This window comes from Arthrobacter sedimenti (genome assembly GCF_042652025.1).
Classification (GTDB): domain Bacteria; phylum Actinomycetota; class Actinomycetes; order Actinomycetales; family Micrococcaceae; genus Arthrobacter; species Arthrobacter sedimenti.
In genome coordinates, this window is sequence record NZ_JBHSDQ010000001.1 from 522,185 (window position 1) to 544,651 (window position 22,467).

General features: G+C 65.7%; 16 protein-coding genes. 7 read left to right on the forward strand and 9 right to left on the reverse strand.

What is annotated here, in order from left to right; all coding sequences use genetic code 11:
- Window positions 1-27: 27 nt before the first annotated feature.
- From mshA to ACFO0G_RS02345, 3 genes are all read left to right on the forward strand, one after another.
- Window positions 28-1,293, forward strand: coding sequence for a D-inositol-3-phosphate glycosyltransferase (gene mshA / locus ACFO0G_RS02335; RefSeq protein ID WP_286398125.1), 1,266 nt, complete (start codon window positions 28-30; stop codon window positions 1,291-1,293).
- Window positions 1,294-1,371: 78 nt separating this feature from the next.
- Window positions 1,372-3,048 (forward strand): formate--tetrahydrofolate ligase, encoded by a 1,677-nt coding sequence (locus ACFO0G_RS02340; RefSeq protein ID WP_376976307.1) that lies wholly within the window; start codon window positions 1,372-1,374, stop codon window positions 3,046-3,048.
- A 557-nt stretch (window positions 3,049-3,605) separates the two neighbouring features.
- A complete protein-coding gene (locus tag ACFO0G_RS02345; RefSeq protein WP_376976308.1) occupies window positions 3,606-4,151 on the forward strand; it encodes an endonuclease domain-containing protein in 546 nt (181 codons plus the stop codon).
- 303 nt (window positions 4,152-4,454) lie between these two features.
- Here the strand turns inward: ACFO0G_RS02345 and ACFO0G_RS02350 are convergent, their stop codons facing one another.
- From ACFO0G_RS02350 to glmS, 8 genes are all read right to left on the reverse strand, one after another.
- Window positions 4,455-5,540, reverse strand: a complete 1,086-nt coding sequence (locus ACFO0G_RS02350; protein ID WP_376976309.1) for an inositol-3-phosphate synthase — start codon at window positions 5,538-5,540, stop codon at window positions 4,455-4,457.
- Between the two features lie 163 nt (window positions 5,541-5,703).
- The gene (mgrA, locus tag ACFO0G_RS02355) at window positions 5,704-6,744 is read right to left on the reverse strand and encodes an L-glyceraldehyde 3-phosphate reductase (protein WP_376976310.1); all 1,041 of its coding nucleotides are present in this window, start codon (window positions 6,742-6,744) and stop codon (window positions 5,704-5,706) included.
- Window positions 6,745-6,845: 101 nt separating this feature from the next.
- The gene (treZ, locus tag ACFO0G_RS02360; protein WP_376976311.1) at window positions 6,846-8,615 is read right to left on the reverse strand and encodes a malto-oligosyltrehalose trehalohydrolase; all 1,770 of its coding nucleotides are present in this window, start codon (window positions 8,613-8,615) and stop codon (window positions 6,846-6,848) included.
- Window positions 8,612-10,939 (reverse strand): malto-oligosyltrehalose synthase, encoded by a 2,328-nt coding sequence (gene treY / locus ACFO0G_RS02365; RefSeq protein WP_376976312.1) that lies wholly within the window; start codon window positions 10,937-10,939, stop codon window positions 8,612-8,614. The genes treZ and treY overlap by 4 nt, the downstream gene beginning before the upstream one ends.
- Window positions 10,936-13,194, reverse strand: a complete 2,259-nt coding sequence (glgX, locus tag ACFO0G_RS02370) for a glycogen debranching protein GlgX (RefSeq protein ID WP_286398138.1) — start codon at window positions 13,192-13,194, stop codon at window positions 10,936-10,938. The genes treY and glgX overlap by 4 nt, the downstream gene beginning before the upstream one ends.
- Window positions 13,195-13,263: 69 nt before the next feature.
- The gene (locus ACFO0G_RS02375) at window positions 13,264-14,847 is read right to left on the reverse strand and encodes an NAD(P)H-hydrate epimerase (protein WP_376976313.1); all 1,584 of its coding nucleotides are present in this window, start codon (window positions 14,845-14,847) and stop codon (window positions 13,264-13,266) included.
- A gap of 14 nt (window positions 14,848-14,861) precedes the next feature.
- Complete coding sequence (locus ACFO0G_RS02380; RefSeq protein WP_141942574.1) at window positions 14,862-15,209, reverse strand: holo-ACP synthase; 348 nt, start codon at window positions 15,207-15,209, stop codon at window positions 14,862-14,864.
- A 140-nt stretch (window positions 15,210-15,349) separates the two neighbouring features.
- On the reverse strand, window positions 15,350-17,242 hold the full coding sequence (glmS, locus tag ACFO0G_RS02385) for a glutamine--fructose-6-phosphate transaminase (isomerizing) (protein ID WP_376976314.1): 1,893 nt from the start codon (window positions 17,240-17,242) through the stop codon (window positions 15,350-15,352).
- Between the two features lie 131 nt (window positions 17,243-17,373).
- Here glmS and coaA point away from each other — a divergent pair, with 131 nt between their 5' ends.
- Genes coaA through mscL form a run of 3 tightly spaced genes read left to right on the forward strand, consistent with a single transcriptional unit; the run spans window position 17,374 to window position 19,604 of the window.
- Window positions 17,374-18,339: a type I pantothenate kinase gene (gene coaA, locus ACFO0G_RS02390; RefSeq protein WP_142133124.1), complete on the forward strand. Its 966-nt coding sequence runs from the start codon at window positions 17,374-17,376 to the stop codon at window positions 18,337-18,339.
- Between the two features lie 5 nt (window positions 18,340-18,344).
- Window positions 18,345-19,175, forward strand: a complete 831-nt coding sequence (locus ACFO0G_RS02395) for a M15 family metallopeptidase (protein ID WP_376976315.1) — start codon at window positions 18,345-18,347, stop codon at window positions 19,173-19,175.
- A gap of 24 nt (window positions 19,176-19,199) precedes the next feature.
- Entirely contained in the window at window positions 19,200-19,604 is a 405-nt protein-coding gene (gene mscL, locus ACFO0G_RS02400) for a large conductance mechanosensitive channel protein MscL (RefSeq protein ID WP_286398145.1), read from the forward strand.
- 64 nt (window positions 19,605-19,668) lie between these two features.
- Here the strand turns inward: mscL and glmM are convergent, their stop codons facing one another.
- Complete coding sequence (gene glmM, locus ACFO0G_RS02405) at window positions 19,669-21,030, reverse strand: phosphoglucosamine mutase (RefSeq protein WP_376976316.1); 1,362 nt, start codon at window positions 21,028-21,030, stop codon at window positions 19,669-19,671.
- A gap of 184 nt (window positions 21,031-21,214) precedes the next feature.
- Between glmM and ACFO0G_RS02410 the strand changes: the two genes are divergently transcribed.
- Window positions 21,215-22,459, forward strand: a complete 1,245-nt coding sequence (locus ACFO0G_RS02410) for a bifunctional glycosyltransferase family 2/GtrA family protein (RefSeq protein ID WP_376976317.1) — start codon at window positions 21,215-21,217, stop codon at window positions 22,457-22,459.
- The last annotated feature ends 8 nt before the right edge of the window (window positions 22,460-22,467 follow it).

Genomic DNA, 22,467 nt, shown 5'->3' on the forward strand with positions numbered 1-22,467 from the left:
ACGCGCCGGCGCCCGGAAGGAGGTTCCATGGCACTGATCCGCAGGGTCGCTTTGCTCTCCCTCCACACCTCCCCCATGGAACAGCCCGGTTCGGGCGATGCCGGCGGAATGAACGTCTACATCCGCGAGCTGGCGTCCGCGCTGGCCGAGGCGGGTGTTGAGGTGGAGATCTTTACGCGCGCCACTTCCGTCGACCAGCCCGCCGTCGAGCATCCCGACCCCGGGGTGTGCGTGCACAACGTGCTGGCCGGGCCGCCCAGGAAGATCCCCAAGGAGGAGCTGCCAGGGCTGCTGCACGCCATGGTGGCGGAGATCGAGCAGATCCGCCGGCGCCAGCCGCACGGGCGCTATGACGTGATCCATTCGCACTACTGGGTGTCTGGGATCGCGGGGCTGGAGCTGTCCCAGCTGTGGGGCGTCCCGCTGGTGCACACCATGCACACCATGGCCAAGGTCAAGAACCTTCTGTTGGAGTCCGGCGAACAGCCGGAGCCGCGGCGGCGTGAGCTGGGCGAGCACCGCATTGTGGAGGGCGCGTCCAGGCTCATCGCCAACACCAGTTCCGAGGCCGCCGAGCTCGTCTCCCACTACGGGGCCACCTACGACCGCATCGATATCGCGCCGCCGGGCGTGGACCTCGCCACGTTCACCCCGGCGTTCCGGGCACGGTCCAGGGCGGAGCACGGCGTCAGCCCGGACACCTTCCATCTGGTCTTCGCTGGCCGGATCCAGCGGCTGAAAGGTCCGCAGGTGCTGGTCAAGGCCGCCGCGCTGCTGCGGAAGCGCCGCCCCGACATCGACCTGCGCGTCACCATCCTGGGCGCCTTGAGCGGCAACAAGGAATTCAACCTCCGTTGCCTGATTAAGGAGGCGGGAATGGACGACGTCGTCACGCAGCTTCCGCCCGTCAAGGCACCTGAGCTTGCGTCCTGGTTCCGCGCGGCCGACGTTGTGGTGATGCCTTCCTTCAGCGAATCCTTCGGACTGGTGGCCCTCGAGGCCCAGGCCTGCGGCACGCCCGTGGTGGCCACCCGCGTGGGCGGGCTGTCCCGCGCCATCTTCCACGGCCGCACCGGGCTGCTGGTGGACGGCCACCACGCTGCCGACTGGGCCGACGCACTGGAGGCCCTGTACGACGACCCCGCCACCCGCGAGGACCTGGGGCGTGCCGCCGCCATCCGTGCTCAGAACTCCGGCTGGCAGCGCACTGCCGCCATTACGCTGGAAAGCTACCATGCCGCCGTCGACAACTTTGTGGTCCGCCGCCTGGCCCCGGTGGTTCCCGCTTCCTGACGTTCCTTCGTCCTCCGCCCTGCTCCTGTTAGCTTAGGGGCAGGTCTCCGGCGCGGGCCGGTGCAGGAAAGGACAAGGATGTCAGCGTTTCCTTCTGATCTTGAAATAGCACGTGCTGCCCGGATCCGGCCCATTGGGGACATTGCGGCTGCCGCCGGGGTCAATGCCGACGCCTTGGAGATGTACGGGCGGTACAAGGCGAAGATCGATCCTGGCCGCCTCGCTGCCCCCGCTCCGCACGGCAAGGTGGTGCTGGTGTCGGCCATGTCGCCCACTCCGGCGGGCGAGGGCAAATCCACCACCACCGTTGGGCTGGCGGACTCGCTGGCACGGGCGGGGCACAAGGTGATGATCGCGCTGCGGGAGCCGTCGCTGGGCCCGGTCCTGGGCATGAAGGGCGGCGCCACCGGCGGAGGTTATTCGCAGGTGCTGCCCATGGACGAGATCAACCTGCATTTCACCGGGGACTTCCACGCCATCACGTCAGCCAACAACGCCCTGATGGCGCTGGTGGACAACCATATTTATCAGGGCAACGCGCTGAACATCGATCCACGCAGGATGACGTTCAAGCGCGTCCTGGACATAAACGACCGGTCCCTGCGGGAGGTGGTCATTGGCCTGGGCGGTCCCACGCAGGGCGTGCCGCGCCAGGACGGGTTCGATATCACCGTGGCATCGGAGATCATGGCCGTTTTCTGCCTTGCCACGGACCTTGCAGACCTGCGCTCCCGGCTGGGCCGCATCACCTTTGGCTACACGTATGACCGGGCGCCCGTGACCGTGGCGGACCTTGGGGTGGAGGGTGCCTTGACGCTGCTCCTCAAGGAGGCGGTCAAGCCCAATCTGGTGCAGACCATTGCCGGCACTCCTGCGCTGGTGCACGGCGGTCCCTTTGCGAACATCGCGCACGGCTGCAACTCGCTCATCGCCACTCAGACCGCCCGGCGGCTGGCGGACATCGTGGTGACGGAGGCCGGTTTCGGTGCGGACCTGGGCGCCGAGAAGTTCATGGACATCAAGGCGCGGTACGGCGGCCTGGCCCCATCCGCCGTCGTGGTGGTGGCTACCGTGCGTGCCCTGAAGATGCAGGGCGGGGTGGCCAAGGACCAGCTGACCCGGCCGGATGTTGCTGCCCTCGAGGCGGGCGTGGTCAACCTGCGCAGGCATGTGCGCAATGTGGAGAAGTTCGGGGTCACGCCGGTGGTGGCCATCAATCAGTTCTCGTCCGATTCGCCCGAGGAACTCGACTGGCTGCTGGCGTGGTGCGCCGCGGAGGGGGTACGGGCGGCCGTTGCGGACGTGTGGGGCCGCGGCGGCGGTGGCGACGGCGGTGACGAGCTCGCCGCATTGGTGGCCCAGGCAGTGGAGACGCCCAGCAGTTTCCGGCATCTGTACCCGCTGGAGCTGCCTGTGGAGGACAAGATCCGGACCATTGCCCAGGAGATCTACGGTGCCGACGGCGTGGACTTCTCCGTTCCGGCACTGAAGCGCTTGGCCGATATCGAGCGGAACGGCTGGGGCTCCCTGCCGGTCTGCATGGCCAAGACGCAGTACTCGTTCACGGACGATGCCTCCCGCCTCGGCGCACCCAAGGGCTTCACCATCCACGTCCGGGACCTGCTGCCGAAAACCGGTGCGGGCTTTATCGTGGCCCTGACCGGCGCGGTGATGACCATGCCCGGCCTCCCCGCCGCCCCGGCAGCCCTGCGGATGGACGTGGATGCGGAAGGCAACCCCGTGGGCCTCACCTAAAACCCCCGCTCACCTTTGGCGGGACTTTTAGAAACGCCCGCTCACCTTTGGCAAGTCTTTTAGAAACGCCCGCTCACGTTCTACCGCTTGCTGGTCGCCTGTGGATAACCTCAAACAAGCGCCTTCTGTTTGTATGAGAATGCAGTATGCGATTCCGCCCGCCCCTACCCGGTCGATTGGCCAGCAGCCCTTTCACGCTCGAGAATTCCAGGAGTGCAGGGCTACACCGCAACCGCTTGCGGCGCGGGGATATTCAGCACATCAGCCGGGGACTCTACCGTCCGGCCGGCTGGGATTTCTGTCTGGAGGACGCTGCCCGTGCACTATCGGAGGCGACGCCCGGAGCGTGGATTTCACACGTAACCTCAGCCAGGCTCCGAGGTTCCCTCCTGCCCGCATGGCTCTCAGACTCCAACGAGCTGCACCTCAGCAAATCCACTGCCCTTCCCGGAGCACGGAGAAAAGGAATCCATGGCCACCGGGTCATAGTGAAGCCTGGTGAGGTCGAGTTCGTCGAGGGGATTTGGCTCAGCACCAGGGCGCGAACGTGGTTGGACATGGCACGGCAGCTGCCTCTGAACGACTTGGTGGCCATGGGAGACGAACTCGTCCGGAAACCCCGCCTGGAACTCGAGGGCAGGGATGGCGCGTACTCAACAGTTGAGGAACTGCGGTCTTTGGTCGCCCAACACCCAAATCTTCAGGGTGTTGTTCGTGCCAGGCAGGCGCTGGACCTGATGCGGGTCGGATCGGACTCTGCGCCGGAAACGTTCCTTCGATTGTCCATGCTGGAGGCAAGCCTGCCCGAACCCGAGTTGCAGGTTCGGCTTCGCCCGGAGGACGCGCGATCGCCGTCTGCTGACCTCGGTTTTCGACGACGGAGAGTTGCCATCCAATACGACGGCGGCCATCACCTGTTGGAACCGCAGCGCATGAGCGATCGGCGCCGGGACAAGGCCTTCGAAGCGGCTGGGTGGACCGTCGTCATTATCGATAAGGCCGATCAGGAAGATGATTTCGCGGCTGCCATCAAGAAGATCAAGCGGGCTTTGAGTAGTTCAACGGTCGATCCCTCAATCAGCTCAGGGTTCGCCAGCAAGTGATTCAGCAGCTCTTGCCTTTCGCACCTCTGAACATTATTCTCGGCCCTTTTGCGCCTGCCAGAGGACAATACGTTTAGTCACCCGAGCAAGGCCACCGAATGTGAGGGCGTCCAGGCAAGACATGCCAAACGTGAGCGGGCGTCGTCAAAATTCCGGCCAAAAGTGAGCGGGCGTTCCTGGAAGACGCGTCAGAGTTGAGCCGGGGTTAGTAAAAAACATGCCAAATGTGAGCGGGCGTGTTAACGGAGGACGCTCCCCCACAGGTGAACTGGTGAGGGAGCGTCCTAAAGCGGTGCGTAAGGGTTAGCGCTCTACGTCGCCGCGGATGAAGGCTTCGACCTTTTCGCGGGCGAGGTCGTCGTTGAACTGCTCCGGCGGGGACTTCATGAAGTAGCTCGACGCCGACAGCAGCGGGCCGCCGATGCCGCGGTCCAGGCCGATCTTGGCGGCACGGATCGCATCGATGATTACACCGGCGGAGTTCGGGGAATCCCACACCTCCAGCTTGTACTCCAGCGACACGGGGGCGTCACCGAAGTTGCGGCCCTCCAGGCGGACAAAGGCCCACTTGCGGTCATCGAGCCACTGGACGTAGTCGGACGGGCCGATGTGCACGTCCTTGGCAGCCAGTTCGGCCTCAACGTTGGAGGTCACGGCCTGGGTCTTGGAGATCTTCTTGGACTCCAGCCGGTCACGCTCCAGCATGTTCTTGAAGTCCATGTTTCCGCCGACGTTCAGCTGGTAGGTCCGGTCCAGGGTCACGCCCCGGTCCTCGAACAGCTTCGCCATCACGCGGTGGGTGATGGTGGCGCCAATCTGGCTCTTGATGTCATCGCCCACGATGGGCACACCGGCGGCGGTGAACTTGTCAGCCCACTCCTTGGTCCCGGCGATGAAGACCGGCAGGGCGTTCACGAAGGCAACGCCGGCGTCGATCGCTGCCTGGGCGTAGAACTCGGCAGCCTGCTGCGAACCGACCGGCAGGTAGCAGACCATGACGTCAACCTTGGCGTCCTTCAGGGCCTGGACCACGTCCACGGGCTCTTCGGTGGACTGCTCGATGGTCTCCAGGTAGTATTTCCCCAGCCCGTCCAGGGTGTGGCCGCGCTGCACCGTCACACCGGTGGGGGGAACGTCGGCGAGCTTGATGGTGTTGTTCTCGCTCGCCGAGATGGCATCGGAAAGGTCAACGCCGACCTTCTTGCCGTCCACGTCAAACGCGGCGACGAACTCAACATCACCCACGTGGTACGGGCCAAACTCAACATGCATCAGGCCCGGAACGGTATCCGCGGGATCGGCGTCCTTGTAGTACTGGACGCCCTGCACCAGCGAGGCGGCGCAGTTACCCACGCCAACGATTGCAACACGAATGGGATGTGAAGACACAGAACTCCTTTGGGGACAAACGTCAGCCTGCCTGGTTTGCCGCCATGGAATGGACGACGGCGGCCGGCTGGCTTGGCGCCGCGCGGCGCCTTTTCATACTACCCAACACAGCGGGACCGGCAGTTGTTCCGCCGGTCCCGCTGTGTAGTGAAAACAAAGCGCGTCAGGCGTTCTGCTTCCAGAGGTTGATGTCCGACTCCACCGCGAATTCGTCGATGGCGGTCAGTTCGTCATCAGAGAAGCTGAGGTTGTTGATGGCGGACAGGCTGTCCTCCAACTGGCGGACACTGGAGGCACCGATCAGCGCGGACGTGACGGGTGAGCCCTTGGGCTGGTCACGCAGGATCCAGGCGATGGCCATCTGGGCCAGTGTCTGTCCGCGGCCTTCGGCGATCTTCCGCAGCCCACGTACGCGGTCCAGTTTCTCCTCGGTGATGGACTCTTCGGAGAGGAACCGGGCCTTGGCTGCGCGCGAGTCGGCGGGAATGCCGTGGAGGTAGCGGTCCGTGAGCATCCCCTGCGCCAGGGGCGAGAAGGCGATGGATCCGGCCCCGACCTGGTCCAGCACCTCGTACAGGTTGGGCGATCCGTCTTCGGTCCAGCGGTTGAGCATGGAGTAGCTGGGCTGGTGGATCAGCAGCGGCGTGCCGAGTTCCTTGAGGATGCGGGCGGCCTCGAGGGTCTGCTCCGGGGTGTAGGAGGAGATGCCTGCGTACAGGGCCTTGCCGGAGCGAACGGCGTAGTCCAGGGCGCCCATGGTTTCCTCCATGGGCGTCTCGGGATCCGGGCGGTGGCTGTAGAAGATGTCCACGTAGTCCAGGCCCATGCGCTGCAGCGACTGGTCCAGGCTTGAGATCAGGTATTTGCGGGAACCCCATTCACCGTAGGGGCCGGGCCACATGTAGTAGCCGGCCTTGGTGGAGATGACCAGTTCGTCGCGGTAGGGCTTGAAATCGTCCCGCAGGTGCCGGCCAAAGTTCGTTTCCGCGGACCCGTCCGGCGGACCGTAGTTGTTGGCCAGGTCGAAGTGGTTTACACCGAGGTCGAAGGCACGGCGGAGGATGTCGCGCTGTTCCTCGAAGCGCTTGTCGTCGCCGAAGTTGTGCCACAGGCCCAGGGAGATGGCCGGGAGCTTGAGGCCGCTGCGGCCCACCCGGCGGTAGGGCATGGATTCGTAGCGGTTGTCCGCTGCAATATATGTCATACGTTCCATCCTGCCAGTTGTGACCCGCGCTACACGGGAAGTTGTTAGCGCTAAGAGGAAAAGTTACGCCGGGGGCGCATACCCCCGGCGTAACCGCTGATTCAGGACTTGAGGACGGCGGCACTCCACGGCGCCAGGGCGAGGGACCCGCCGTCCAGAGCGTTCCCTTCGTCCGTGGCCAGAAGGAGGTCGCCTGCCGCATCATCCAGCCGTACCTTGGCGTCTGAAAGGTTCACGAGCACCTCCACGGAGCCGCGCCTGAAGCGCAGCCAGCCGGCGTCGTCGTCGAACGATACCTCCGTCTGGCCAAAGCCGGGATCTGCCAGGTCCGGATGCTCGCGGCGCAGCGCCGTCAGCGACTTGTACAGCTCCAGCAGCCGCGCATGGTCACCCGTGGAAGCCTCGGACCAGTCCAGCTTGGAGCGGTTGAAGGTTTCCGGGTCCTGCGGGTCAGGCACGACGGCGGGGTCCCACCCCATGCGCTCGAATTCCTTGATGCGCCCTTCCGCGGTGGCCTTACCAAGCTCCGGTTCGGGGTGCGAGGTAAAGAACTGCCAGGGCGTGGAAGCGCCGTATTCCTCACCCATGAACAGCATGGGCGTGAACGGCGAGGTCAGCGTAAGCACCGCCGCCACAGCCAGCTGCCCGTAGGACAGCGACTGCGACAGCCTGTCCCCCGTGGCCCGGTTGCCGATCTGGTCATGGTTCTGGTTGCAGACCACCAGCGCCGCCGGGTTGGCCAACGATGGGTTGATGGGCCGGCCGTGGTGCCGTCCGCGGAAGCTGGAGTAGCTGCCGTCGTGCAGGAACCCGTCCTTGAGCACCTTGGCCAGCACGCCAAGGGATTCGAAGTCCGAGTAGTAGCCGGTGGTTTCGCCGCTGACGCTGACGTGCACCGCGTGGTGGAAGTCGTCACTCCACTGCCCGGCCAGACCGTACCCGTTGACGTCGCGGGGGTAGATCAGGCGCGGGTTGTTGAGGTCCGATTCCGCGATGAGGGTCTTGGGCAGCCCGGTCTCAGCCGAAATAGCGTCGCCCAAGGCTCCCAGGTCCTCCAGGATGTGCACGGCCCTCTCGTCCCGCAGCGCGTGCACGGCATCGAGTCGCAGCCCGTCCACGTGGTAGTCGCGCAGCCACAGGGCGGCGTTGTCCAGGATGTATTCGCGGACCACATCGGAGCCGGCCCCGTCCAGGTTCACCGAGTCACCCCAGGTGTTGGCGTCGCCCTGTTTCAGGTACGGGCCGAACTTTGGGAGGTAGTTGCCGCTAGGTCCCAGGTGGTTGTACACCACGTCCTGGATGACGCCCAGTCCTGCGGCGTGGGCGGCGTCGACGAACCGCTGGTACGCAGCAGGGCCGCCATAGCCTTCGTGGACGGTGTACCACTGGACGCCGTCGTAGCCCCAATTGTGGGTTCCGTTGAAGCCGTTGACCGGCAGCAGTTCGATGAAGTCGATGCCCAGGTCCACCAGGTAGCTGAGCTTCTCCCCTGCGGCGTCCAAGGTCCCATCGGGCGTGAAGGTGCCCACATGGAGCTCGTAGATGACGGCTCCCTGCAGGTCCTTGCCGCGCCACCCGGAATCCTGCCACGCGTAGGCGGCGGGATCGTAGGTCCGGGACTGCTTGTGGACGCCGGCGGGGAGCCGGCGGGAGCGGGGGTCCGGGACAGGGGTGGTGTCCCCGTCCAGCAGGTAGCCGTAGTCCACATCACCGTCAGCCGGGGCGTCGGACGCCGTCCACCATCCTTCAGAGCCGGGCGCCGTTTCCTTTTTCTGCATGGGGTACTGCCGGCCGTCAGCCACCAACACCATCGACGAAACATCCGGCGCCCACACATCAAAGCGTTCGGGTCCAACGTTGACCAAGGTCATGCCTTTTCTCCATCCACAGGTGCCAGCAGGGCCACCGGGTAGGTACCCAGGACCTCCGCGACCGAAACCTGGCCGGGTCCGTAGCTGGCCCCGGTGAGTTCGTCGCGCATGGCAGTGGAAAGGTCGACGGCGGTGTCCCGCCATCCGCCGCCGGCCTGCAGTCCGGCGGGGAGCCGGGTGGCCAGCGTAAGGGCACCGGAGTCAGCGTCGGTTCCGCGGCTGAAAGCGAGCAGGTGCTCCGCAGCTGCACCGGCGGCGTTCACCGGAGAGTACCCCTGGAACAGCTCCGGCCGGTCCCGGCGCAGGCGCAGTGCCCTCGAGGTGACCAGAAGCTTGCTGGCCTCTGTGCCCGCGTCCGGCAACGCACCGGCGTCGAGCTTTGCCAGTTCCTCCTGCCGGGCACCGAAGTCCACGGGCCGGCGGTTGTCCGGGTCCGTGAGCGAGCGTTCCCAGAACTCGCTGCCCTGGTACACATCAGGCACACCGGGCATGGTCAGCTGGACCAGCTTGGCGGAAACCGAGTTGGCCGCGGAGAAGGCATCAATCTGGGCCACGAAGTCCGTGAGAACCTTGGCGACCTTGGCGTCGTCGAAGACTGCATCGACGGCGGCCTGCACCTTGGACTCGAAGTCCTCGTTGGGGTCGGTCCACTTGGTGGAGTTGCCGGCCTCCCGGGCTGCCTTTTCGGCGTAACCCTGAAGCCGTTCCCGGCTTGCCGGCCAGGCGCCGACGATTGCCTGCCACAGCAGGTTCTCGTACGGGCCGTCCGGGATCGGCGCCAGTTTACGCAGTTCCTCCAGCGTTTCCGCCCACTCCTCCGGCAGCTCGGCGATGACCGAGATCCGGGCCCTGGCATCCTCGCTGCGCTTGGTGTCGTGGGTGGACAACGTGGTCATGGACAGCGGCAGCTCCTGCTGACGGCGCTCCATCCGCTGGTGGAACTCCTCCGGAGACACGGCGAACTCGGTAGGCTCAGCACCCACTTCGGTCAGCGTGCCCAGCCGCGTGTAGCGGTAGAACGCGGTGTCCTCCACGCCCTTGGCCATGACCATGCCGGAGGTCTGCTGGAACCGGATGGCGATGGGGTTGGCGGGATCCAGCAGCAGCGGCAGGAGGGTTCCCACCGCCACTTCCAGGTCCGGCCGGTGCGCGGCGGCGGACTCGCACGCCTCCTTGAGGACATCGGCGCCCACCGGCAGGTAGGAACGGTACACCGGGAACGATGCGATGATTTCCGCGATCGCATCCGCTGCCTGGTCAACGCTGAGCCCGTGGGATTCAGGTACCAGCCGGGCCAGCCGCAGCACCTCGGAGCGCAGGATGCCGTCGGCGATCATGCGCTTGGTGCCGCGGATCATTTCGGCGTAGTCGGCGGGTTCGGAGGTACCCCGCAGGGAAGCATCCAGTGCGTCCAGCGCCTGCTGCCCCGCCGGGTCAACGAAGACCCGGTCCACGTCAGCCAGTGCGTCATATCCGGTGGTGCCTTCGCAGGCGAAGTCCTGCGGCAGCACTTCGCCCGGCTCCAGGATTTTCTCCACCAGGACGTATGCGCCCCCGCTGAGGTCCTTTAGCCAGCGGAGGTAGCCGGCGGGATCGGCGAGTCCGTCCGGGTGGTCTACGCGGAGCCCGTCCACCAGGCCTTCGGTGAACCAGCGGCCCACCTCGGCATGAGCCTTTTCGAAGACAGACGGTTCCTCCACCCGGATGCCGGCCAGCGTGGTCACCGCGAAGAAGCGACGGTAATTCAACTCAGCGTCGGCGCGGCGCCAGTCCATCAGCTGGTAGTGCTGGCGGCTGTGCACCTCCTGCGGGGAGTCACCTTCGCTGTACGTGCCCTCGGCCAGCGGGAACCGGTGGTCGTAGTAGCGGAGTTCGCCGTCCTTGACCTCCAGCTTGTCCAGGTCGTCGTCCGAGCCCAGCATGGGCAGCCGGACCTTTCCGCCGCCCAGGTCCCAGTCGACGTCGAACGCTTCGGCGTAGGGCGATTCGCGGCCCTCCTTGAGCAGGGACCACCACCAGGGATTCTGCACGGGAGTGGCCACACCGACGTGATTGGGCACGATGTCCACCAGGACGCCCATGCCGTGTTCGCGGGCCGCCTTGGACAGGGCCTGCAGGCCTTCCGGCCCGCCACGGTCCGGGTCCACGGCGGAGGGATCGGTCACGTCGTAGCCGTGGTCCGAACCCTTCTCCGCGGTGAGGATGGGCGAGAGGTACACCCAGTCGACGCCGAGGTCCTTCAGGTACAGGACCTGTTCAGCGGCGTCGAACAGGGTGAAGCTGCTGCGGATCTGAAAGCGGTAAGTGGAGACCGGAGTCCTCATGCCTTGGCGTCCTCGTCGGCGCCCGTTGCCCTTGCCTCGCTGGCTTCCGCAGCCTTGGTCTGGGCTTCCACCATCTCCTCCTGGGCTTCCTCCTGCTCGGCCATGGACGCAATGGAGGCCGCTGCGGAGTAGTCGACCTCTTCCTCCGGGCCGGAGTACGCGCGCAGGACCACCATGGACTTCGCGTCCAGCTTCAGCGTGGCACCGGCCTTGAGCGGCTCGTAGTCGTCCGCCTGGGCGGCGGTATCGAACTGGACCTCCCAGTACTGGGAGTACTCCTCGGCGGGAAGGCAGAAGTCCACGGCATCGTCATGGGCGTTGAAGGCCATGATGAAGCTGTCATCGGTGATCCGGCGGCCGCGGGAATCCTGTTCCTGGATGCCGTCACCGTTGTAGAACACGCCGATGGTCCGGCCGAAGCCACTCCCCCAGTCCTCGGGCAGCATCTCGGTGCCGTCGGTCTTCAGCCAGACGATGTCCGGCAGCTTCTCGCCTTCACCACGGCGGACCGGGCGGCCGTCGAAGAAGCGGCTGCGGCGGAACGTGGGGTGGTCGTGGCGGAGCTTGTTGACGAACGCGGTGAATTCCACCAGGGGCTGGTCCATGGCTTCCCAGTGGATCCAGCTGAGCTCCGAGTCCTGGCAGTAGGTGTTGTTGTTGCCCTGCTGGGTGCGGCCCAGCTCGTCGCCGTGCAGCAGCATGGGGACACCCTGGGACAGCAGCAGCGTCCCGATGAAGTTCCGCTGCTGGCGGGCGCGGAGTGCCAACACCTTCTCGTCGTCCGTGTCGCCTTCAACGCCGCAGTTCCAGGAGCGGTTGTGCGATTCGCCGTCGTTGTTGCCTTCGCCGTTGGCGTCGTTGTGCTTCTCGTTGTAGGACACCAGGTCCCGCATGGTGAAGCCGTCGTGGGCGGTGACGAAGTTGATCGACGCCACCGGGCGGCGGGCCGAGCTTTCGTACAGGTCGGCGGAGCCGGTGAGGCGGGACGCGAACTCGCCCAGGGTGGAGGGCTCGCCGCGCCAGAAGTCGCGGACGGTGTCGCGGAACTTGCCGTTCCATTCCGTCCATTGCGGCGGGAAGTTGCCCACCTGATAGCCGCCCGGGCCAACGTCCCACGGCTCGGCAATCAGCTTGACCTGGGAAACTACCGGGTCCTGCTGGATGAGTTCGAAGAAGGTGGAGAGCTTGTCCACGTCATAGAACTCACGGGCCAGGGTGGAGGCGAGGTCGAAGCGGAAGCCGTCCACATGCATCTCGGTGACCCAGTAGCGCAGGGAATCCATGAGCAGCTGCAGGGAGTGCGGGTGGCGGACGTTCAGCGAGTTGCCGGTGCCGGTGTAGTCCATGTAGTGCTTGCAGTCGTTGTCCACCAGCCGGTAGTAGGCCTGGTTGTCGATGCCCTTGAAGGACAGCGTGGGGCCAAGGTGGTTGCCTTCGGCCGTGTGGTTGTAGACGACATCGAGGATCACTTCAATGCCGGCGCGGTGCAGGTCGCGGACCATGGCCTTGAATTCCTGGACCTGGTGCCCCACGTCGCCGGTGGCGCTGTAGGTGTTCTGCGGCGCGAAGAAGCCGATGGTGTTGTAGCCCCAGTAGTTGTTGAGGCCCTTCTCCACCAAGGTGCCATCGTTGACGAACTGGTGGACCGGCATGAGCTCGATGGCGGTGGCGCCCACCTTCTTCAGGTGCTCAATTACGGCGGGGTGTGCCACGCCTGCGTAGGTGCCGCGCTGCTCTTCGGGAATCTCCGGGTGCAGCTGGGTGAGGCCCTTGACGTGCGCTTCGTAGATAACCGACTGGTGGTACGGGATCTTGAGCTGGCGGTCGCCGTCCCACTCGAAGAACGGGTTGATGACCACGCCGTGCATGGTGTGCGGCGCGGAGTCGGCGTCGTTGCGGGAATCGGGGTCGCCAAACTCGTAGGAGAAGAGCGCGGGATCCCAGTCGATCTGTCCCTGGATGGCCTTGGCGTAGGGGTCCATCAGGAGCTTGTTGGGGTTGAAGCGGTTGCCGCTTGCGGGATCGTAGGGTCCGTGCACGCGGTAGCCGTACTTCTGGCCGGGCTGGATGTGCGGCAGGTAGCAGTGCCACACGTAGCCGTCCACCTCGGTCAGCTCGATCCGGGTCTCGGTCAGGTCATCGGCCAGGAGGCAGAGTTCAACCCGCTCTGCCCGTTCGCTGAACAGGGCGAAATTGGTGCCGGTGCCGTCAAAGGTAGCTCCCAGCGGGTAGGCATTTCCAGGCCAGACTTCCATCGTGCTCCTCATTTGTTGGTCAGCAGCAGACGACATTGGAACGCCCCTGCTGCTGGTGCGAACTAATGCCTACCGTAGTGGTTGGCTGTGACTATTACGTTTCCACGCTCCATAGTTACTAAGCATGCTTACTTTACCCCAAGTTTCGGGTAAGGCATCCGCAACGCGGCCTGCGGTGATCGGGCCACCGGACACAGCCTCGGATGCGGCCCGCCCCGCCTGGCCGTGCAGGGCCGCGCCAAGTGCGGCGATAGCGGCCCACCGCCCGTCCGGTTCGACGCCCAGCTGGCGGAAGCGGCCGACGTCGGACCCTGCCTGGGCGAGCAGCGCGCCGATGACGCCGGCCAGGACGTCCCCGCTGCCGGCAGTGGCGAGCCATGGCGTGCCGTCCGCCTGGCTGTAGGTGGCGCCCCAGGGCGCGGCCACGAGCGTCGTGGCGCCCTTGAGCAGGACGGTAGCCCCGGTACGGTCGGCCGCATGGCGGACGGCACCTAGCGTTGCGGCTTCCACCGATTCCCGGTTCTCCCCGCGGCCCAGGCGATGGAACAGCGACGCAAGCTCGCCGGCGTGCGGCGTCAGCACCACATGCGGGGCCAGGATGGCAGGCAGTGCCGGCAGCGCGCCGGCGTCGGCCACCACGGGAAGGTCCGACGCGATCGCGTCCCTGGCGCGGGTGAGTTGTTCGTGGTCATGCGGGCCCATGCCCGAGCCCACCAGCCAGGCCTGCACCCTGCTTTCGGCCACCGTTCCGGTGCTGCAGACAACCTCGGGGCAGGACTGGCGGACCAGGTCGGCCACGGACGGCGGGCCGAGGTACCGGACCATGCCAACCCCTGCGGCCAGCGCACCCCGGCAGGCGAGCACTGCGGCACCGGGATAGTCCTCCGATCCGGCCACCACACCCAGCACGCCGCGGGAGTACTTCTGGGCGCGTCGGGCCGGCTGCGGGAGGAGGCGGGCCAGGTCGGGGCCCTCGAGGCGGCGAAGGGCAGGCTCGGGCAGGTGCTCCTCGATCCCGATCGGCACCACCAGGACCCGCCCGGCGTAGTCCGCGCCGGGATCGGCAAGCAAACCTGACTTTGCACCGCCGAACGTGACGGTCAAATCAGCTGGCAGGACCGGGGCGGCAGCCTCGCCGGTATCAGCGTCCACTCCGCTGGGAAGGTCGCAGGCCACCACAAAGCCGTGGAGGTGCGCGTCCGTGATGGCCTGTATGAGGTCCGCGGCGCTCCCCCGCAGCCCGCCCTTGGCGCCGGTCCCCAGGACGGCATCTATCACGACGTCGGCCGCGGCGGCTTCGGCGGCAAGTCCCGGCAGTGCCGCCTCGGTGAGCCGGTGCACCCTGCCGCCGGCACGCTCAAATGCGGCCAAGCCGGCCGGGTGGGCCGCATCTCCGGTGAGTACCGCCGTCGTTCGCATCCCACGGGACGCGAGGAAAGCGGCGGCATACAAGCCGTCCCCGCCGTTGTTGCCCTTGCCCGCCAGCACCACAACGCGGGCACCGCTCAGGCGGGTGCCGCTGTCCTTCAGTTCATGGACGACGGCGTTGGCCAGCCCACGCGCGGCGCGCTGCATGAGCGCGTCCCCCAGCCCAGCGGCCAGGAGAGGTTCCTCTGCTGCTCGGACCTGCGTTCCGGTGTAGGCGCTGATCATGGCGGCCGCCCGGGTCAGCCCTCGGCCAGGACCGTAGCCGTGGCAATGCCGCCGTCGTGGCTGATGGACAGGTGCCAGCGCTTGACGCCCTTGGCCTCGGCCACCGCCAGGACCGTCCCCTTCACCTGGACGGTGGGTCCGTTCTGGTCGAGGCCGATCCAGCAGTCCTGCCAGTTCATGCCGGCAGGGGCGCCCAGCACCTTTGCTACGGCCTCCTTCGCGGCGAACCGGGCAGCCAGGGAACGGGTGTTCAGGTCCCGTTCCGCAGGTACGAACAGGCGGTCCCTCAGGCCCGGCGTCCGTTCCAGCTGGCGGCCGAACCGCTCGATGTCTACTACGTCTACCCCAATGCCAACGATCATGCGGTTCATTCTACGGTTGTGCCCCTCGGCCGGAAGCCGGTCCACGCCGCTGGCCGCCGCTGTCCGCCATCAGCGCAAAAGCTGGACTTTAACGCGCAAACCCCGGGCCATTGGGGCCCGGGGTTTGTGTCTCACAGCGGTTATTCGACGGTGACGCTCTTGGCGAGGTTGCGGGGCTGGTCCACGTCGTAGCCCTTGGCTGCTGCCAGTTCCGCGGCGAAGATCTGCAGCGGGACGGTGGTCAGCAGGGGCATCAGCAGGGTTGGGGTTTCCGGGACGTAGAAGACGTACTCGGCGTAGGCCTTGACGGCTTCGTCGCCTTCCTCGGCGATGACCAGGGTCCGGGCGCCGCGGGCACGGACTTCCTGGATGTTGGAGACCACCTTGGAGTGCAGCGAATCGCGCCCGCGCGGGGACGGAACCACCACGAACACCGGCTGGCCTTCATCGATCAGGGCGATGGGGCCGTGCTTGAGCTCACCGGCGGCGAAGCCCTCGGCGTGGATGTACGCGATTTCCTTGAGCTTCAGCGCACCTTCCAGGGCCACGGGGTAGCCCACGTGCCGGCCCAGGAACAGCACGGACTTCTCGTCCGCCATGGACCGGGCCAGTTCGCGCAGGGGGCCGGCGTTGTCCAGGATCGTCTGGATCTTGGCGGGGATCTTGTTCAGGTCCGCCAGGACGTCCTTGATCTGGCCCGAGAAAATGTTCCCCCGCAGCTGCGCCAGGTACAGGCCCAGCAGATACGCGGCGGTGATCTGGGCGAGGAACGCCTTGGTGGAGGCCACCGCGATTTCCGGGCCGGCGTGCGTGTACAGCACGGCGTCGGATTCACGCGGGATGGTGGAGCCGTTGGTGTTGCAGATCGAGATGGTCTTCGCGCCCTGTTCCCGGGCGTACCGGACGGCCATCAGGGTGTCCATGGTCTCCCCGGACTGGGAGATGGAGACCACCAGGGTGTTCTCGTCCAGGATCGGGTCCCGGTAGCGGAACTCGTGCGCGAGCTCCACCTCGGTGGGGATCCGGCACCAGTTCTCGATCGCGTACTTAGCCACCGTGCCGGCGTAGGCGGCGGTGCCGCAGGCCAGCACGATGATCTTGTTGACCTGCTTCAGCAGCTCCGGGTCGATCCGCAGCTCATCCAGGGTCAGCTTGCCGTCCAGGTCCGACCGGCCCAGCAGGGTCTGAGCCACCGCATCGGGCTGGTCATGGATTTCCTTCTCCATGAACGAGGAAAAGCCGCCCTTTTCCGCCGAGGCCGGGTCCCAGTCCACGTGGTATTCCTTGCCGGAGGCCGGGTTGCCGAAGAAGTCGGTGATCGCCACGGAGTCCGCGGTGATGGTGACGATCTGGTCCTGGCCCAGCTCCACCGCGCGGCGGGTGTAATCGATGAACCCGGACACGTCCGAGCCCAGGAAGTTCTCCCCCTCGCCCAGGCCCACCACCAGCGGTGAGTTGCGGCGGGCGGCCACGACGACGTCGGGCTGGTCCGCGTGCACGGCCAGCAGGGTGAAGGCACCCTCCAGGCGCTGGCAGGCCAGCTCCATGGCCCGGGTCAGGCCACCGTTGGCCGGGTCCCCGCCCAGCTGGTTGCGGAGGATGTCCGCCAGCAGCGCGGCAGCGACCTCGGTGTCCGTCTCGGACAGGAACTCCACACCCTTCTCCAGCAGCTCCAGCTTGAGTTCGGCGAAGTTCTCGATGATGCCGTTGTGGATCACGGCGAGCTTGCCGCCGTCCGCCAGGTGCGGGTGCGCGTTGCGGTCCGTCGGGCCGCCGTGCGTGGCCCACCGGGTGTGCCCGATCCCGGTCAGGGTCTCCGGCAGCGGCCGGGCCTCCAGCTCACCAATCAGGTTGCTCAGCTTCCCGGACTTCTTACGGGCGTCGATGGTGCCATCAGACACCACAGCCACACCGGCAGAGTCATAACCGCGGTACTCCAGGCGGCGCAGTCCCTCAAGGACAACGTCCAACGCACTGTGACCATTAATTGCACCGTCAACTGAACGGCCTACATACCCCACGATTCCACACATAGGCTCAAGACTATCGGCAGCGTGCCAGTTGCTCTAAACCGGCAGGCCACGCTGCCGGGCGTCTGTGACCTACGCCGCGCTGAGCAGGGGCGTCATTTCGCGATGGGCCGGGCGCGGGGCAGAATCTTTAGGTGACTTCGCAACGCAACGACGCGAACGGGGAGGGTGCCTCGCCGTTCGTGGAGCTGGACCGGCACACCTGGTCCCGCCTCGCCGCCCAGATGGAACAGCCCCTTAATGAAGAGGACGTGCTGCGCCTTCGCGGGCTCGGCGACCCCCTGGACATCAACGAAGTCAGGGACGTTTACCTGCCACTGTCCCGGCTCCTGCACCTGTACGTCGAGGCGGCAGGGCAGCTGCACGCAGCCACCACCACGTTCCTGGGTGAGCAGACCCAGCGCACGCCGTTCGTCATCGGTGTTGCCGGGTCCGTTGCCGTGGGCAAGTCCACCATCGCCCGCGTGCTGCGGGAAATGCTGCGCCGCTGGCCCGGCACCCCCAACGTGGAGCTCATCACCACCGACGGTTTTCTCTATCCCCTGGCTGAGCTCAAGCGCCGGCAGCTGCTGGACAGGAAGGGTTTCCCGGAGTCCTATGACCGCCGGGCGCTGCTGCGGTTTGTGAGCGAGATCAAGGGCGGCGCCGAGGAAGTGCGCGCACCCTGGTACTCCCATGTCACGTACGACATCGTGCCCGGCAAGGAAGTGGTGGTCCGCCGCCCCGACGTGCTCATCGTGGAGGGCCTCAATGTACTGGCCCCGGCGCGGCCCCGGCATGACGGCCGGCAGGGCCTGGCACTGAGCGACTTCTTTGACTTCTCCATCTACGTGGACGCCAAGACCTCCTACATCGAGGAGTGGTACGTGGACCGGTTCCGGAAGCTGCGGAGCACCGCGTTTGCACAGCCGGAGTCCTACTTCCACCGCTACGCCACGCTGTCCGATGAGGAAGCCGAGAGCACGGCCCGGGACATTTGGAAGCGGATCAACGAGCCCAACCTGGAGGAGAACGTGCTTCCCACGCGGGGCCGGGCCCAGCTGGTGCTGACCAAAGAGGCGGACCACTCCATCCGCCGCATGCTGCTCCGGAAGGTGTAGCACAGGTGTGCTACGAATGCGGTTCCACCAGCCGGCGCAGCTTCGCCCAGTTCCTCGCAGCGGGGGCCGGGCTGACTGTCCTGGCAGCCTGCACCCCGGAGGCACCCAAGGCGGCGGCGCCGTCGTCGTCCACTGCTCCCTCCTCGGTTCCCCCCTCCCCTGAGGCGGTTACGGCTTCGGCGGGCGCGACGGCGGATGCGGCCACGGTGGGCCAGTCCCCGGCGGCGCCGTCCCCCACGCCGCCCCCGTCAGCCACCCTGGCGCGGCAGTTCTCGCTGGATGACCCGGCCAGCCCGTGGGTGATCGTTAACAAGCACCGGCCGCTGAAGCCCGCGGACTACGTGCCCGCTGATTTAGTGCGTCCCGCCGTCGCCATTTCTGCCGCCGGTGAGGCCGAGGCGATGTGCGCGGCGGCCGCACGGGATGGCGTTGGGATTGTCCTGGCGAGCGGCTACCGCTCGTACAGCACGCAGGTGACCACCTACAACGGGTACGTCGCGGCGCGCGGACAGGCCGACGCCGACACCGCCAGCGCGCGGCCCGGCCACTCGGAGCACCAGACGGGCTGGGCGTTCGACATTGGTGATGGCGGCGGCGCGTGCAGCTTTGAGCCGTGCTTCGCCGAACAGGCGGCGGCGGCCTGGGCGAAGGCGAACGGGCACCGGTTCGGGTTCGTGGTCCGGTATCCGTGGATGCTGCATCCCATCACGGGGTACTTCTACGAGCCGTGGCACCTGCGGTATGTGGGAGTGGAGGCGGCCACGGACATGCTGAACCGCGGCATCGGCACGCTGGAGGAATACTTCGGTCTGGAAGCGGCGCCCGCTTACTTGTAATGCCGGTGCGCTAGGTTGGTGACCATGCTTACTGGATTCAAGAACTTCATCATGAAGGGCAATGTGGTTGACCTTGCGGTCGCCGTGGTCATGGGTACTGCGTTCGGCGCGGTAGTGACGGCGTTGGTGAACAAGGTGCTGATGCCCTTCGTTTCCGGCCTGGTGGGTGCGCCCAACTTCGACAGCTTCGCCCGCGTGGAACTGAACGGGAACGCCATTGAGTTCGGGGTGCTGCTGACCGCCGTGGTGAACTTCCTGCTGATCGCCGCCGCCATCTACTTTGTGGTGGTGATGCCGATGAACCTGATGATCGAGCGCCGCAACCGCCGGCTGGGAATCAACAAGGATGTGAAGAAGGACGCTGCCGAGGACCCACAGGTGGCGCTGCTGACCGAGATCCGGGACGCGCTGAAAGAGCGCACGCCCTGAGCTTGCCTTGAACGCAAAGTGGCCCGTCTTCCTGCTGGGAGGCGGGCCACTTTTCTTGCTGGGTCTAGTTGTTGGCGAGTTCCAGCGCGAGCTCGGTCCGGACGACCTGGGCCAGGTGCTCGGCGATGGACTGGGCCGTCTCTTCGTCGGCGGCCTCCACCATGACACGGACAACAGGCTCTGTGCCGGAGGGGCGGAGCAGGACGCGGCCGGTTTCACCGAGCGCTGCTTCCGCCGCTGCCACCGCCTGGGCCAGGACGTCATTGCTGCTGACGCGGCTGCGGTCCACGCCCTTGACGTTGATCAGGACCTGCGGCAGCTTGGTCATGACCGTGGACAGCTCCTTGAGCGGCTTTCCGGTCAGGGCCACCTGCGCAGCGAGCTGGAGACCGGTGAGGAGGCCATCACCGGTGGTGGCGTGGTCGGAGAAGATGACGTGGCCGGACTGTTCGCCGCCCAGGTTGTAGCCGCCGTCGCGCATGCTTTCCAGGACGTAGCGGTCCCCCACCGCGGTTTCCACGATGGTGATGCCGGCTTCGCGGAGGGCGATCTTGAGGCCCAGGTTGCTCATGACGGTGGCCACCAGGACGTCGTCCCTCAGCTTGCCGGACTTCTTGAGCGCGACGGCGAGGATGGCCATGATCTGGTCGCCGTCCACCTCATTGCCTTCGTGGTCCACGGCAAGGCAACGGTCCGCGTCGCCGTCGTGGGCGATGCCCAGGTTGGCGCCGTACTTGACCACGGCTTCCTTGAGCGGGCCGAGGTGGGTGGAGCCGACGCCGTCGTTAATGTTCAGGCCATCCGGATCGGCGCCGATGACGATGACCTCGGCGCCGGCGTCCTTGAAGAGCTGGGGCGAGCAGCCGCTGGCGGCACCGTTGGCGCAGTCCAGGACCACCGTGAGGCCGTCTAGGCGGTGCGGCAGGGTGCGGAGCAGGTGGACGATGTAGCGGTCCTCGGCGTCGGAGAAGCGCTGGATGCGGCCAACGTCGGCGCCGGTGGGCCGGACGGCTTCCTTGCTCATCTGGGCCTCGATGGCGTCCTCCACCTCGTCGGGCAGCTTCTGGCCACCTCGGGCGAAGAACTTGATGCCATTGTCCGGCGCCGGGTTGTGGGAGGCGGAGATCATGACACCGAAGTCGGCGTCCAAGTCTGCCACCAGATAGGCGGCGGCGGGGGTAGGCAGGACGCCCGCGTCATAGACGTCGATGCCTGAGCTGGAAAGGCCTGCTTCCACAGCGGCGGCGATGAATTCGCCACTGGCGCGGGGGTCACGGGCCAGCACGGCGCGGGGCCGTGCGCCGTTTGCGGCGCGGTCATGACCAAGCACGACGGCGGCCGCCTGGGCCAGCTGCAGGGCCAGTTCTGCTGTCAGCAGGCCGTTGGCCAGCCCCCGGACACCATCTGTTCCAAATAATCTAGACACCGGTCAAGTGTAGAGGATGGGTGGTCACCCGACCTGCCTAGCCCAAGTGTCAACGCCGGTTCTACGTGTTAAGTACCTACGTGCCGGTTAGAGCAATTACTAGGACTACTTGGTCTATCTCGTTGTTACCTGTCTTTGCCCGAAACCCTCGCCACGCCTATTTGAAGGCCTCTACGATCCATGCATGACACCTAGCTATGGGGGCTTGGCGCTCGAAATTGTAGTACCGGTCTACAACGAAGAAGCGGTACTCGAAAGCAGCATCACAAGGCTCGCCGAATACCTCACGAACGAAATGCCGTCGACGTGGAAAATCACCATCGCCGATAATGCAAGCACCGACAGGACACCGGTGATTGCCGCTCGACTCAGCGAGCACCTGCCGAATGTTGAGTATCGGCGCCTTGACGTCAAAGGACGCGGGTATGCATTGAGGGATGCCTGGACCGCGTCGGAGGCAAAAGTCCTTGCCTACTTGGATGTCGATTTGTCTACGGACCTCGCAGCCCTTCCGCCGCTCGTGGCCCCGTTGCTGTCTGGGCATTCTGACATTTCCATTGGTACACGATTGGGTCAGAGTTCAAGGGTGAGCCGCGGGCCCAAGCGGGAGTTCATTTCCCGGTCATACAACTTTTTGCTTCGGCGCACGATGCACGTCCAGTTCTCCGACGCACAATGTGGATTCAAAGCCATTCGATCAGACGTCGCCAGGCGCCTGCTCCCCCATATTGAGGACAATGGTTGGTTCTTTGACACTGAACTGCTGATCATTGCGGAGCGCTCTGGACTGCGCATTCACGAGATCCCTGTGGACTGGGTGGATGATCCTGACAGTCGGGTAAACATCAAGCAGACGGCCATGGATGATCTGCGAGGAATGGTTCGGGTGGCTGGCTCCCTGTTCAAGGGTGCCATTCCCGTGCAAGCCATCTACGCGGAACTCGGTCGCCGGCCCATTGTGCCCGTGAGCCGGCCGAGTTTCTTCGGACAAGTCCTCCGGTTCGGGCTCGTCGGCGTCGCGTCGACCTTGGCGTTCGCTTTACTCTATCTCTTACTTCAGGGCCCCATCGGTGCACAGGAAGCCAATTTCACGGCGCTCCTATTGACAGCAGTCGGCAACACTGCAGCCAACAGGAGGTTTACGTTTGGCATCAGCGGGCCGGGAAGGCTTTTCACACAGCAGTTCCAAGGATTTGTCGTTTTTCTCCTTGCCTGGGCGCTTACGTCCTCCTCGCTGCTGGTACTCCACACGGTGCACGCTGACGCGGCACCCAACATCGAGCTCCTAGTCCTAAGCACAGCCAACGTGTTGGCCACGCTAATGCGGTTCGTCCTGCTGAGGCTTTGGGTTTTCCGGAATAATCGCGACCATGAGGATGCCCGGCTTCGGCTAGTAGGCAAGGTTGCCGCCAGTGGACGTGTCCTGTGAGTCGGCTT

Excerpts from the sequence above, each read along its gene's own strand:
- mshA (WP_286398125.1), top strand. The coding sequence starts at position 28 with ATGGCACTGATCCGCAGGGTCGCTTTGCTCTCCCTCCACACCTCCCCC.
- ACFO0G_RS02340 (WP_376976307.1), top strand. The coding sequence starts at position 1,372 with ATGTCAGCGTTTCCTTCTGATCTTGAAATAGCACGTGCTGCCCGGATC.
- ACFO0G_RS02345 (WP_376976308.1), top strand. The coding sequence starts at position 3,606 with ATGGCACGGCAGCTGCCTCTGAACGACTTGGTGGCCATGGGAGACGAA.
- mgrA (WP_376976310.1), bottom strand. The coding sequence starts at position 6,744 with ATGACATATATTGCAGCGGACAACCGCTACGAATCCATGCCCTACCGC.
- treZ (WP_376976311.1), bottom strand. The coding sequence starts at position 8,615 with ATGACCTTGGTCAACGTTGGACCCGAACGCTTTGATGTGTGGGCGCCG.
- treY (WP_376976312.1), bottom strand. The coding sequence starts at position 10,939 with ATGAGGACTCCGGTCTCCACTTACCGCTTTCAGATCCGCAGCAGCTTC.
- glgX (WP_286398138.1), bottom strand. The coding sequence starts at position 13,194 with ATGGAAGTCTGGCCTGGAAATGCCTACCCGCTGGGAGCTACCTTTGAC.
- ACFO0G_RS02375 (WP_376976313.1), bottom strand. The coding sequence starts at position 14,847 with ATGATCAGCGCCTACACCGGAACGCAGGTCCGAGCAGCAGAGGAACCT.
- ACFO0G_RS02380 (WP_141942574.1), bottom strand. The coding sequence starts at position 15,209 with ATGATCGTTGGCATTGGGGTAGACGTAGTAGACATCGAGCGGTTCGGC.
- glmS (WP_376976314.1), bottom strand. The coding sequence starts at position 17,242 with ATGTGTGGAATCGTGGGGTATGTAGGCCGTTCAGTTGACGGTGCAATT.
- mscL (WP_286398145.1), top strand. The coding sequence starts at position 19,200 with ATGCTTACTGGATTCAAGAACTTCATCATGAAGGGCAATGTGGTTGAC.
- ACFO0G_RS02410 (WP_376976317.1), top strand. The coding sequence starts at position 21,215 with ATGACACCTAGCTATGGGGGCTTGGCGCTCGAAATTGTAGTACCGGTC.